Source organism: Streptomyces sp. NPDC002306 (assembly GCF_053593435.1).
In genome coordinates, this window is record NZ_JBSFCK010000081.1 from 1 (window position 1) to 11926 (window position 11926).

The 11926-nt window shown below is 68.0% G+C and carries 13 protein-coding genes and 1 pseudogene; 7 read left to right on the forward strand and 7 right to left on the reverse strand.

What is annotated here, in order from left to right:
• The 3 genes from ACWCQK_RS40755 to ACWCQK_RS40765 all read right to left on the reverse strand — a co-directional run.
• The coding region (locus ACWCQK_RS40755; RefSeq protein WP_451164138.1) for a helix-turn-helix domain-containing protein at positions 1 to 224 on the reverse strand (224 nt) is incomplete at its 3' end.
• Positions 225 to 948: 724 nt separating this feature from the next.
• Entirely contained in the window at positions 949 to 1623 is a 675-nt protein-coding gene (locus tag ACWCQK_RS40760) for a response regulator transcription factor (RefSeq protein WP_451164140.1), read from the reverse strand.
• A complete protein-coding gene (locus tag ACWCQK_RS40765; protein WP_451164142.1) occupies positions 1611 to 2774 on the reverse strand; it encodes a sensor histidine kinase in 1164 nt (387 codons plus the stop codon). The genes ACWCQK_RS40760 and ACWCQK_RS40765 overlap by 13 nt, the downstream gene beginning before the upstream one ends.
• A gap of 167 nt (positions 2775 to 2941) precedes the next feature.
• On the opposite strand from ACWCQK_RS40765, the gene ACWCQK_RS40770 reads away from it, so the two are divergent.
• Complete coding sequence (locus tag ACWCQK_RS40770; protein ID WP_451164144.1) at positions 2942 to 3199, forward strand: hypothetical protein; 258 nt, start codon at positions 2942 to 2944, stop codon at positions 3197 to 3199.
• A 484-nt stretch (positions 3200 to 3683) separates the two neighbouring features.
• Here ACWCQK_RS40770 and ACWCQK_RS40775 read toward each other — a convergent pair whose 3' ends face one another.
• From ACWCQK_RS40775 to ACWCQK_RS40785, 3 genes are all read right to left on the reverse strand, one after another.
• On the reverse strand, positions 3684 to 3827 hold the full coding sequence (locus ACWCQK_RS40775; protein WP_451164146.1) for a hypothetical protein: 144 nt from the start codon (positions 3825 to 3827) through the stop codon (positions 3684 to 3686).
• Between the two features lie 392 nt (positions 3828 to 4219).
• Positions 4220 to 4888: a nucleotidyl transferase AbiEii/AbiGii toxin family protein gene (locus ACWCQK_RS40780; protein ID WP_451164148.1), complete on the reverse strand. Its 669-nt coding sequence runs from the start codon at positions 4886 to 4888 to the stop codon at positions 4220 to 4222.
• A gap of 5 nt (positions 4889 to 4893) precedes the next feature.
• A complete protein-coding gene (locus ACWCQK_RS40785; RefSeq protein ID WP_451164150.1) occupies positions 4894 to 5286 on the reverse strand; it encodes a hypothetical protein in 393 nt (130 codons plus the stop codon).
• A gap of 106 nt (positions 5287 to 5392) precedes the next feature.
• On the opposite strand from ACWCQK_RS40785, the gene ACWCQK_RS40790 reads away from it, so the two are divergent.
• From ACWCQK_RS40790 to ACWCQK_RS40815, 6 genes are all read left to right on the forward strand, one after another.
• Complete coding sequence (locus tag ACWCQK_RS40790; RefSeq protein ID WP_451164152.1) at positions 5393 to 5695, forward strand: hypothetical protein; 303 nt, start codon at positions 5393 to 5395, stop codon at positions 5693 to 5695.
• Between the two features lie 37 nt (positions 5696 to 5732).
• Positions 5733 to 6116: a hypothetical protein gene (locus ACWCQK_RS40795; protein WP_451164154.1), complete on the forward strand. Its 384-nt coding sequence runs from the start codon at positions 5733 to 5735 to the stop codon at positions 6114 to 6116.
• Complete coding sequence (tap, locus tag ACWCQK_RS40800) at positions 6113 to 8311, forward strand: telomere-associated protein Tap (protein WP_451164156.1); 2199 nt, start codon at positions 6113 to 6115, stop codon at positions 8309 to 8311. The genes ACWCQK_RS40795 and tap overlap by 4 nt, the downstream gene beginning before the upstream one ends.
• A gap of 3 nt (positions 8312 to 8314) precedes the next feature.
• Positions 8315 to 8872: a telomere-protecting terminal protein Tpg gene (gene tpg / locus ACWCQK_RS40805; RefSeq protein WP_451164158.1), complete on the forward strand. Its 558-nt coding sequence runs from the start codon at positions 8315 to 8317 to the stop codon at positions 8870 to 8872.
• A 166-nt stretch (positions 8873 to 9038) separates the two neighbouring features.
• On the forward strand, positions 9039 to 9281 hold the full coding sequence (locus ACWCQK_RS40810) for a hypothetical protein (RefSeq protein ID WP_451164160.1): 243 nt from the start codon (positions 9039 to 9041) through the stop codon (positions 9279 to 9281).
• A 590-nt stretch (positions 9282 to 9871) separates the two neighbouring features.
• Positions 9872 to 10924 carry a hypothetical protein gene (locus ACWCQK_RS40815; RefSeq protein ID WP_451164162.1) on the forward strand — a complete coding sequence of 351 codons (1053 nt, stop codon included), beginning with the start codon at positions 9872 to 9874 and terminating at the stop codon, positions 10922 to 10924.
• Between the two features lie 198 nt (positions 10925 to 11122).
• Here ACWCQK_RS40815 and ACWCQK_RS40820 read toward each other — a convergent pair.
• Positions 11123 to 11926 (reverse strand): annotated as a pseudogene (locus ACWCQK_RS40820) (transposase); the annotation flags it as partial.

Sequence of the window (11926 nt, forward strand, 5' to 3'; positions counted from 1 at the left end):
CCGGTCACGGTGGTGACGTAGGCGTGGGCGGTGCCGACAGATATCCCGAAGGCCGCGGCGATGCGGGCGAGGGTGTCGTGGTGGCGCAGATACACGAGTGCGACGAGCGCGCGTCGGTGCGGCGGGAGTTTGCACCGCCGGTCACCCTCACGGGTGACGATGAGCATCGTGACCCACTCGACCAGACCGTGAGGCAGGTCGAGTGCGGCAGGATACGGAACCAACAGGGCTCCTGTGCTGATGGGTTGAGACTTCGAACACCTCCCTCAACGGCACGGGAGCCCTGCCCGTTGCGGCACCCACCCCCACCTGACCGACGTCACCCGATCAGTGGCCACGCTGAAAGGGCTCAGTGCCGGATGAGGCTTTTGGGAAGGCAGTGCAGCAGCGTGACCGGCGAAAGCCGTCGGCCGCCCGTATAGCCGGTTTAATCCGGCAAGGTCTGTCTCACTCCAAGGTGCCCCCATGAACCGCGCCTCCCGCTACCAGTATCCCGACTCCACCTGAACGCCGGCCCGTGCCGCCAGGCCGTGCACGACTCACCGCCAGAAGACGGCCGGTCCGGCCGCCAGCTCCCGGCTGCCGAGGGTGCAGGGCGGCCGCGTCCCGCTGCCAGTCCGCCCACCGCTCACGCCGACGCTGTCGTCGGTCGGCCGGACGCGTCCTCGACGCCGGACCTCCCTGCTCGCGCGAGGTCGGTGAGGTCGTGGAGATGGCCAATTTATGCCTGTATGAACGCCTCGGCCCCGTCCCTTTCGGCTTCGGGCAGCAGCAACTCCCTCCGGTGCCTGCCTGTTCAGCGAGCGGTGCTCTCAGCCACGCCTCAACCGCGACCATCTCGGCAGACAGGCTGGGCGATGAACGAGGCGAACCCGGACTCCTCGACCCGGGCCCGCAGACGGGGCTGGACCGTCTGGACGGTCACGACACTTGCGCTGTCCGCGTCTCTCAGAGGAGGCCTGCCCGGTAGACCAGGAGGGCGATCTGCACACGGTTGTTCAGGCCGAGCTTGGTCAGGATGTGCGAGACGTGTGACTTGACCGTGGGCAGGCTCATGTAGCAGGCCGCGGCGATCTCTGCGTTCGTCTTGCCCTCGGCGATGGCGAGGGCCACCTCCCGCTCGCGCGCGCCGAGCAGGTCCAGCAGGCTTCGCGCCTCCGCCCGTTCGCCATCGGCGTCCATGGGCTTCCGGGCGGCGTCCGTGACGGCAGTGATCAGCTGTCTGACGGCGGCGGACGACAGGACCGGTTCGCCGGCCATCACGTTGCGCACCGCGGCGACGATCTGCGCCGGCGGCGTGTGCTTGAGGATGTAGCCCGCCGCTCCGGCTCTCAGAGCGCCCAGGATGTACCCGTCGGTGCTGAAGGTCGTCAGGATCAGCACCTCAGGGGCACCGGGCAGGGCGCGCAGCGCCGCGGTCGCCGCGAGACCGTCCAGGCGGGGCATCCGGATGTCCATCAGAACCAGGTCGGGGTGGTGGAGCCCGACCAGGGGCACGGCGTCCGCGCCGTCCTCGGCCTCGCCGACCACCTCGATGTCGTCGGCGGCCGACAGCATCAGGCGCAGCCCGGAGCGCACGAGCGGGTCGTCGTCGACGATCAGGAGGCGGATCACCTGGTCCACGGCAGCCACACCTCCAGATGGAAGCCGGCAGCGGTGTGGCTGTGGCGCATGCGCCCCCCGGTGAGCCGGACGCGCTCGCTCATGCCGATCAGACCCTGCCCGGAGCCGGGCGCACGGGCGGCCGCATCCGGGGGCACGGGGTTGACCGCGGTGAAAGTCAGCCCGGTCCGCTCGCCGCCGGCCAGGGTGAGCCGTACGGGGCTGCGCGGCGCGTGTTTGCGATGGTTGGTCAGGGCCTCCTGCACGATGCGGTAGGCGGCGCGGCTCGTGGTGGGGTCCATGGTGGCGACGTCCTCCGTCTGCTGGTCCACCTCCACTGTGGCACCAGCCTCTCGGGCTTCCGCGATCAAACGCGGCGCATCGGCGAGGGTGGGCTGAGGCGGTTCGGCATGCGGGTCGACCGTGGGGGCACGCAAAACCCGCAGCACGTCCTGCAGATCCTCCAAGGCCTGGCTCGCGCTCTGCCGGATCACGCCCGCGGCCTCGGCAACCTGTTCCGGTGCCGCCGCCGGATGGAACTCCAGAGCCCCGGCGTGCATGCTCAGCAGCGTCAGCCGGTGCGCCAGGACATCGTGCATCTCCCGCGCAATCTCCTCGCGCGCCTGCCGCCGGGCCTGCTCGGCGCGCAGCTCGGCCTCCCGCTGCGCCCGTAGCTCCCGCTCCCGGACCCCTCCGACGTACAGACCCCACCCCACGGCACTACCGACGAGGGCCGCACCCGATACGGCCGTGGCGAGGGACAGCGGACTGACGACGGCGTTCAGCACGGGCCGCAGCAGGACCGGGACAAGCGCCACGGCGCCGACACTCGCAGTGGCCCTGCCGGAACAGCGGACGGCCACCGTGAACAGCGCGACCAGCAGGGGGACGACCGCGGGCGACACGACCGCCACCACGATCACACCCAGTGCCACGGCGACAGGCCAACGCCTGCGCCAGAACAGGGCGGCACAACCCAGGAAGGGAAGACCCAGGCCCCCGACACCCGGCAGCAGGGACAGCGTGGCGCCACCGGAGAACTGGGGATACACCGGCGGCAGGCCCGCCTGCTGCGCCCTGGCGACCAGCACCGAGGCAGCCGCGGCAGCGACTGCAACGGCGGCGTCCGCGAGCCGCGGCCGTTGCGCCCAGGAGCGTCGTACGTCGATCACGCTCGCCACCGTAGACGGGCCCCATGCCCCCACCAACTCCGTGAGGGGGCCGTCCCGGCTTTCGCTACCAAAGGAGCAGGGGCGCCGGGCGCATCATCCTTTGGACTGTGCGAAAGACCGCCTCACGGCCGAATCCTGCGAGGCCGGTGCTCCGTAGCGTTGCCGCCATGAACCTCAGGAAACTCTCCCAGCACCTTCCCCAGACCCCTGTCCCGGTGGCTGCCTTCGGCCTCGCGGGAATCCTGATCACACTCTTCGCGGCCGGGCAGATCCTGGAACGCGTCTGGGCCCATGCGGCCCGGATCTCGCCGGTGCCCGGCTTCGGAGCCATACCCGTGCTGTTCGCCGGCCTGGTCCTCGTCTCGGCCTCGGCGGTGCTCGCCCGCCGCTCGGCGCGCCGCGCACACATGGAGGAGGCGGCCTGACCAGCAGCCTACGGTCCGCACCGGCGCCTGACGACAGGGGGTGGACCAGGACGGAACGGCGTCCGGGATACGCACACTGTCCATGAGGCCGAGGCGGACGATGCACATGGTGTGCTCATCCGGCTGCCGAGGGGAGAGAGGAGTATGCACTCACGCGCACCCTCTTCGTGCAGGCGGTTTCGCTGCAGGACCGACCGCTGACCGAGATGGCGGTTGCCTGTGACCGGGTCGGGCAGCAGGACCAGGCCTGCTCACTGCTCCTCGATCGAAACGAGAAGCCACGCACACCGATGCGATCAAAGGGATCGCCGTGGCCCGCACAGCGCTCCACCTCAGCGCGGCCGGCTTCCGCGCACAGCGCTGGCTCCGGCCGAAGAGCATGTGGATGCGCCGGACTCGTATGTCGCCGCCAATCCGGCGGCGACATACGAGTCCGGCGCATCCATCGAGCGGGCCGAGGAAATCGCCCGAGACCTCACCGAGGTCACGGAGCCGACGCGGTGTGCAGGTGCAGGACGATCCGAAACCGCTGGCGTCGTTCCTCGGGCACGTCCACGCGCGGCGAGACGCCGACATCGGCTGGTGAGCGCGCGGCCGTCTCGTGCGCCCACTCCCGCAGGGCTGGCATCGCACGCGTCTCACGCCAGACGTACGGCAGTGGCACGGCCGGGGTACTTTTCCCGGATTGCCTCCATGACCACTACCTCGACCCGTGCCTCCAACCAGGCCGGCAGCCTGCGTATCTCTGACCGAGTGGTTGTGGTTCCGAACCGCTGCCGCTGCCGCTGCCGCTGCCGCTGCCGGCCGGACGTGGACCGGCCGGCAGCGGAGGATCATTGTGGGGTGGATACCTCGGGTGCCTGGACGGCCGGTCTCTGGCGTTCCTGAACCCGGTGAGCGAGGCAATCGCACGTTCCTGGTGCGTCGGGCGCGGGGCAATCCGTGACCGAGCGTTTTTCTACCTGCTCTTCCAGGCTTCCGCTCTGATCGTCTACGCGATGTGATCCCACTCGTCAACGATCAGTCGAAGTGTGGATCATCGGCCTCTTCGAGGAGGCGGCCCGCGAGGTCGTCGGCCCACTCCACGGCCCAGGCGCGCAGGGCGGTGACGGTGGCGTCATCAAGACCGTAGGCGGTGAAGGCTTCGTCGTCGGTCCACTCGGCACCCGTGAGGTTCGCCTGCAGATCCTCGCGCTCGAAGCGGCCGCGGGCGTGGCGGCGGCCGAACTCCTCGAGCTCGCCGTTGGTCCAGCGGCGGGAGGCTGCGAACACGTCGATCAGGTCACGGGGTGCTCCGCGGTCGGCGAGGGCGCGGACCTTGGTCCCGATCACGTCCTCCTCCGCCAGGACGGGCCCGTACGGGCTCTGGACGATCGGCCGCCAGAAGTTCTCCTTGAGGATGTCGACCTCGCACTCTTGTCCGCTGGCTGGGTCGGACACGGTGAAGCGAGCGGACAGCGGGGCGGTCTCCAGCGCCTGCACCACCCAGCCCCGCGCCTCCAGGCCGCTATGGAGGGTGGCCGCGATATCGGCCATGGGTATCGGATTTTCGGTGGCGACATCAAGGTCCTGGCTGGGGCGGGTTACGAGACGGTGCGCCCGTACGGCGTATCCGCCGGTGAGGACCAGCGGATAGGGGGAGCCGAGGGCGATCACATCTGCCAGAAGCCGTGTGTGCAGCTCCGGCATGTCCGTCACGCGGCTGCCCGGCTGCGGGAAGCGAGCTGGGGGAAGGCGTCTTCCCACACGCTGCGCACGGTGCGACCGACGAGGGTGCGCAGCACCGGCCACAGTTGGATGAGCAGGTCCTGGTTGAGGTAACGGGGCAGGTCGTCGTGCAGGCCCTCGTGCAGGACGGTGCGGTACAGGCCCATGCGCTGGCGTGGTTTGCCCAGGTTGTACGAGGTCATCCCTGACCAGGCCAGGTGTAGCGGCAACTCCACGACACCATCGGCCGGGCCGTGCAGTTCGTCGAGCGACTCGGGCAGACGACGTCGGAACTTCTCCCGGTACAGCGCGAGGTCTTCGGCGTCTGAGTCCGAGAGATCGTCCGGCCCGGATGCGGGCTGCTGCGTGCTGGAGGGCATGCGTCCATTATGACGGCCGGGGCAGTGGCGCGGATCGGCATCCGAAAGCGGCTTTGCGACGGACCAGCCCGGCCCGTAGAACGTTCAGGGCGCCCACCGTGTCCGCGTGCGCCTGGTGGCCTGCGAGCCCGAACGTGCCGCGGATCTTGCCGACGAGGCGGTACACGCACTGCACGTCGCCCCAGGCGCAACCCATGACGACCGCACATCCGACTCCGGGGTGGCGCTCTCGCTGGCGGTGGCCTTCGCCTCAGCCGGTGAATGGACACAGGCAGCGTGCCTGCTGAACGCCCATCAGCAGACCGGACGCGCCCTCGCATCCCACGGAAATTCCTGGCCGGACCGCGCTCCCGATCCATTCCTCTGGACTGAATTCGCCGATCGACTGCTCGCCGTGTCAAAACAATGATTCGTTGTTTGATTGGCTTGGTGTGTAGGGTGGTGACATGCCACGTGATTCTCGTCAGCAGGCCCGTGACCGTCTGTCCGCGCTGGCGCCCGCTTCCGGGGACGACGCGACGGCCGCGCGCCGTGTGGAGCAGGATGCGTCCCTGGTGGGACGGCTGCTTGCGGCTACCGGTGAGCAGAACGGCCCTGGGCAGGGGCCGGGTGTGGCCTCGGATGATGTGGGCGCTGCTCTGGGCCTGTTCGAGGAGATGCGTGAGCAGTTGGACCGGCTGGAGACGCAGGTGGTCATGGAGGCCCGGCGCCGCGGTATGGACTGGCGGCAGATCGCCGCTCATCAGGGTCTGAACTCTTCCCAGGCCGCCTCGCAGCGCTATCAGCGGCTGATGACCCGGCTCGAAGAGATCCGCCAGGGCGTCCGGTGAGCGAGGAAGAACCGCAGGTGCCGAACCGGCCGCAGCAGTTGTTCTCCGCGGTCGATTCTCTCCTCGCTGCCGTCGACGAGGGTACGGTGCTTCCCGTGCCGGCCGAGCGGGTCCGGCTGCGCGAGGCGGCCGGGCTCACCCCGGCCGCCGTCGCCCAGGCGCTGGGGGTACGGGTGCCGAGCATCACCGCCTGGGAAGCCGGGCGCGCGGAGCCCAAGGGCGAGCGTCTGGAGGCTTATCGCCGTCTCCTGGAAGGCCTCGCACACCGCTACCCCGCCACGCCATCAGCACGGCGGGACCATCCCGCCGGCGTGCCCGGCGTCGGCCGACAGGCCACCCTTCCGTCCCCGCCTTTGGTGGGCCAGCCCGACGGCACCCCGTCCCAGGAGGCCGCCGGCCACGCTGAGATCTCCGGCTCGTCCTCGCCAGCCATTTCTGCTGGGGCCGCTGAGTCCGAGCCAGAGTCCGTCCGGGCCCGGCAGCCTTCACGTCGCCCCGTGGCGAAGCAGGCCGCCGCCCAGCCCAAGACTGATCCGGCCTTCCCGCACGGTCCGCTCGCGGTCCTGGACGGTGACGGCTCCGCCTACGCCGCTGGCGGCATCGTGCTGGACTGCCCGGCGTCCACGGTGCCTGAGTTGGTGGAGTGGACGCTGACGGAGTCGGGTCTGGGTGCGTCGCGGCTGCACCGTCATGGCAAGGACAGTGATCCGCTGATCGTGCTCACTGCGGAGGCCGCGGTGAAGCTGGGTCTGCCGGAGCGTCTGGAGGGTCACGAGCAGCGTCGTTCCCTGCGGCTGCCGGAGGATCATCCGGTGGTGAAGCAGGTGAAGCGGGCGAAGTGGCAGCTCACCCAGCGCGGGTTCGGCCCGTGGGCGCGGATCTACCGCAAGGCCGACGGCAGCCAGCGCCAGTGCGTGCAACTCGCCGTTCTGTCCTGGGATGCTCTCGATGAACGTTCCTGGCCCGGTGTTGCGGAGATGGAGCCGGCCGACATCGCCCGCGTCCTGGGCGTGTACGCGATGCGGGTCATCACCCCGCGCGGCTCGACGGCCGTGTCGGGTCTGGAGCTGATGACAGCGCTGCGCCCGCCCACGAAGGCTGTGCGGGATACGGCGACCGGCAACTGGATCTCCGGCCACAACCCGGGCTCGCTGGGGACGCAGCCGATGGACCCGGCGCCGCCGGAGGCGACCCTGGAGCATCCCGTGGTCGTGGACAGCGGCTGGAGGGGCGGCTTCCTCAATGAGGAGGCGTATCAGTGGGTGCGGCCGGTTGACTCGCTGACCGACGAGGAGTGCCTGCTGCCCTACGCGGTGGGACTGGACCTCAACACGGCGTTCCTCGCGGCCGCCTCCCGCCTGACCGTCGGCCTCTCCGCCCCGGACTACTTCCGCGCCCCGCAGTTCAACGCGAAGATCCCCGGCTCCTGGCTGGTCGACCTGTCCCGCATTGACCTGGACCCGCGCCTGCCCAGCCCGTTTACCCCGACCGGGGAGCGCCCGGCGGGCCCGGCCTGGTATCAGACCCACACCGTCGCCTACGCCCAGGAACTCGGCCACCACGTGCAGCCGCTGGAGGCCTATCTGCGCCGGGAGACGGGCGCGTATCTGGATCCGTGGCACGACCGGCTCAAGACTGCCTACGTCGATACCCTCGCCGACCTCGGCGTCACCAAGGACCTGGACGACACGGAGTTTCTGGCGGCGATGGAGCAGCACAAGCAGGTGGATCCGGTGATGGCGGCGGTGCTGTCCGCGATCAAGGCGACGGTGAAGGGCGGCGTGGGCAAGCTGCGTGAGCGCCCCCAGGGCAAGACGTACCAGCAGGGCGAGCGCTGGCCGGCTCTTGAGCGGCCGACGTGGCGGCCCGACATCCGCGCTGCCGTTATCTCCAAGGCGCGGGTCAATATGCACCGCAAGCTCTCCAACATGGTGAAGCTGACCGGCCTGTTCCCGCTCGCTGTGCTGTCCGACTGTGTGGTCTATCCGTCGCCGGGGGAGAGCCCGCTCGCGTTCCTGCCGTATGCGGCGTCGGGCAAGGCGCAGCCGGGCGCCTTCCGGCTCGGTGCGACGCCGGGGCTGGCGAAGCTGGAGGGTGTGCAGTCGATGCTGTGGGCGGTCGACCTGATGGAACAGGGCCTCAATCCGGCCCGGCACATCAAGGGCGGCGACGCCGTCCTGGACGAAGGGGAGTAGCCGGTGGGGGAGATCGAGGACGCGATCGAGCGCGCCGACCGCGAGGCGTTCACCCGCGAACCACCCAAGACCCTCAAGGGCCGCATCGGCTACCTGATCAAACAGCTGGGCAGCGCGAAGGCGGTCGCCCAGGAGATCGGTGTCACCGCCGACTCCGTCAACCGCTACCGCCGCGGCGCCCGCAAACACGCCCGCCCCGACGTCGCCGCCAACATCGACAACGCGGTCCGCCGGCGCTGGCAGCCCCAAGTCCGCAAACGCCGCCGCCGGCAGGCCGCCGCGACCGGCGGGATCACGGTGGAGACGAGGGCCCGGTTCGGCTACACCGCGCCCGTCGGCACGACCGACGACGGCCGCCTGCGCCGCCTCACCGTCCACCTCCCCCCGGCCTACGCACAGCGCCTGTTCGACGCCCGCGACAGAGGTGCCAGCGACCAGGAGATGCGCGGGATCGTCGCTGAAGGGCTGAAGGACGTGTACTTCCAGGACGGCGGCACCCGCGCCATGGGCCTCTCCGAGGTCGCCCTCACGGACATCGACTACCTCGACCTGGATTTCTGAGACAGGCGAAGCGCAAGCAGCGAACTGAGAATAGGTCGGGCACCGGTCACGGCACGTGATGCGGGCATCCGGCGGCCGCGATCGGAGTATGGCGGGCGGATCTGGCGGCAGACACGGGCCTGGCCCGGGGGCCACACTGGTAGAGCTGCTCGAAGGAGGTGGGGGAATGAGTGTTGCTGCCGCCGACCATACCGGCGCGTGGACTGTCGCCGATGTCCTGGCGCTGTACGCCGAAGCTGCGGTCCCGCACTTCTGGCGCCTCGAGTTCGACCCCGCCCCGCGGCTGGTCACCAGCGAACTTCGGGCCGGCCGCTACGTGAAAACGACTACTGCTCTCGCCGGCACCACCACCCGGATCGACATCCCGTTCCCGGTCGACATCGATCCCGCACACCTCACCCGGCAGTAAGCCACCACCGCGAGCTTGGAATGTCCCGGGTGCCGGGCTGGGCACGCCCGGCACCCCACCGTAGACAATAGCGGCGCCTTCACTACGGCCATCCGGGCTGCCCAGAGCACGGCGCCGATCGCGGACATCGTTCGGCTCGGGTAGCAGCCTTGACGCCAGCGCCGTGCGCACGATGCCGCGGGTACACCGCGGCATTTGCATGGGACACAACGCGGACCAGCAGCAGTCCGCTTGAGGCGCCGCGAAGTTCCACCTCGACAAGCACCGATCACCGCAGACGGGTCGAGGCTGAGGGCTACGCAGATGAGTAGGCGAAACTCAAGTGCCGTGCGGTAAGGAGCGTGAATGCTGTGGAACGGCCTTCGTCAGTGCAGACCCGGCCTGGCCTCACGACAGAAAGATTATAGCGGATTGCGAAATGGGCTGCCGTAGCCGCGGCTGCTGGGATGCTCATGTGCTCCGGTGGTGTGACCCACGGGCCTGCTGAGGTTTTTCCGGCAAGGAAAGCCGGGTGGCTGACTCCCCAATTCTATTCGACGGTGCAGTGGATGAAACTTGCCAGGGATTTGAGAATGAATAGATTTAGAAGAATGAGCCGCGGAGCTTTATCGCTCTTCGCGACTTTCTTTTTCGTAGTAGGCGGCGTCACCTTGACGAATACTTCCGCCCATGCCGCCGTACCAGGAGTCGAATCGGTCGACGCACATGTGTTAGACACGAAGAATAACTGTTTCTTCACCGTCGGGGTCGGCAGTACCAAAGAATTCGGCACGTTCACCCTGATTGCCAATGTTTCCTCAGACGCAAAGACCGGTATCGGGAGTAGTTATCCCAGCTGTGAGAAGAAATACGGGACGAGCGACGGAGCGCAAAACGTACTGACGCAGATGACGTGCAGCAACTCCACTACCTCGGCCGTCATGACCAACATGGCCTACTCGTCGGTTGGCTGGCACCCCTTTGACTCACAGTATTGTGACGCGCGATTCCGCGTACAGGGCAATTCGGGTCCCTTGCCCGGAGTGGGATGGGGTACCGAATATCGCTGGCACTGGGAGAAGGGCTGCGGTTGGGCCAGCGCGCCCTACGAGTGGACGAGGACAACTCCCGCCCCGGCCAACATGTGCAACAATACCGGATACAGCGGCGTTGGCGTCATGCTGCAGAAACCGAACGGAACCTACGAGCACATTTGGCACACCGACCTAAGGAACTGGGATTCCACGCCTTATGTTTGGGGCCCCGGCAATTCCCATTCGGGGTTTGAGCGCACAGAGTCGGCCTTCTATAAGGCCATGGTGGACATAATGTACAAGAAGGCCGCAGGGTATTGGCCGCAACCGGATTCCAGAGGTAATATCGCGCCTGAATTCCGCTTCGTAACCTACAGTTACGGGTGGGGTATGGATGAAGTGAAAAGCCATCTGAAAACCTATCTTGACGACATGGCCCACCAATGGCCCGACAAGTTCAACCGTATTCCCGCGAACGGTGCGCTGTTTGAGGGGCCCGCTTTCTATGCCGGCTGCTGGCATGCGGATGCCTACGCATCTGCGGCCGAATATCCGGGAATGAAGGACCACCAAATCGTGCAGGTCCAGGGCTTCCAGTGCCTCAATCAGCATCCTGGATACTACCCCTAGTAGCAGCAGGGATCCTGGTAACCAACTCCGGTCAAGAATTGATCCACGGAAGAAGAGCGGAGCGGGCTGTCCAGGACGCTCAAGACGGACTGTCCGCGGGGCCAGGCTGGGCACGCCTGGCCCCGTGCTGCAGAGCATAGCTGCTGTCCGGAATCCGCTGTGATCACTTTGACAGTGAGTGATTCCTAATGCTGTCTGTCAAGCGGAGAGAGTGGCGGGAGGCACGGCCTCGTAGGTCCGTCCGTCGTGTAGGAGTGCCCAGAGGACGTTGACGCGGCGGCGGGCCAGGGCCTGGCCAGGGCCGGCCAGGGCCAGGACGGCTTGGATGTGACGCTTGTCCTCGGAAGGTTTGCGGTCGTAGAAGCGGCGGGAGTCCTCGCGGCTTCGGATGCTGAAGAGTGCGGAGATATAGAAGACTCGCTGGAGTCGGCGGTTGTAGCGTCGTGGCCAGGCGGAGATTGCCGCTGATCTTCCTGGAGTCGCGGGGAACCGGAGCAACGCCGCCGAAGCCGGCGAGGCGGTCAGGAGAGCCGAGAGAACTCATGTCGCCGTCTGTCGCGGCCAGGAACTCGGTACCGAGGATCACGCCCAAGGCCGGGCATGCTGGTGATCACGTCGAAGTGCCGATGTTCGCGGAACCGGGCTTCGATCGCCTTGTCGAGCTCGGCGACCTGCTGGTTGAGGGCCATCACCTCCGCTGCCAGGGTGTGCACGAGCTGGGCGGTCAGTTTCTCCCCTGGCAGGCTGGTGTGCTGGCGCACGGCAGCTCCCCAAGCGGTCTCGGCGAGCCGGTCAGAACGGAGGACCTTGCGGTGGCGCAGCCAGGTTTCGAGCTTCTTCTTGCCTGTCCGGCGCAGGGAGGCTGGGGTCTGGTAGCCGGTCAGCAGTGTGAGCGGGCCGGTGTTGGTCACGTCCAGAGCCCGCTCCAGGCTGGGGAAGATGTCGGTGAGTTGGGCGCGGAGCTGGTTGACGGTGCGGGTGCGGTCGGCGATCAGGTCCGCG

Coding starts and splice junctions, on each gene's coding strand:
- ACWCQK_RS40795 (WP_451164154.1), top strand. CDS start 5,733: ATGCCACGTGATTCTCGTCAGCAGGCCCGTGACCGTCTGTCCGCGCTG.
- ACWCQK_RS40785 (WP_451164150.1), bottom strand. CDS start 5,286: ATGCCCTCCAGCACGCAGCAGCCCGCATCCGGGCCGGACGATCTCTCG.
- ACWCQK_RS40770 (WP_451164144.1), top strand. CDS start 2,942: ATGAACCTCAGGAAACTCTCCCAGCACCTTCCCCAGACCCCTGTCCCG.
- ACWCQK_RS40815 (WP_451164162.1), top strand. CDS start 9,872: ATGAGCCGCGGAGCTTTATCGCTCTTCGCGACTTTCTTTTTCGTAGTA.
- ACWCQK_RS40810 (WP_451164160.1), top strand. CDS start 9,039: ATGAGTGTTGCTGCCGCCGACCATACCGGCGCGTGGACTGTCGCCGAT.
- ACWCQK_RS40775 (WP_451164146.1), bottom strand. CDS start 3,827: ATGCCAGCCCTGCGGGAGTGGGCGCACGAGACGGCCGCGCGCTCACCA.
- ACWCQK_RS40780 (WP_451164148.1), bottom strand. CDS start 4,888: ATGCCGGAGCTGCACACACGGCTTCTGGCAGATGTGATCGCCCTCGGC.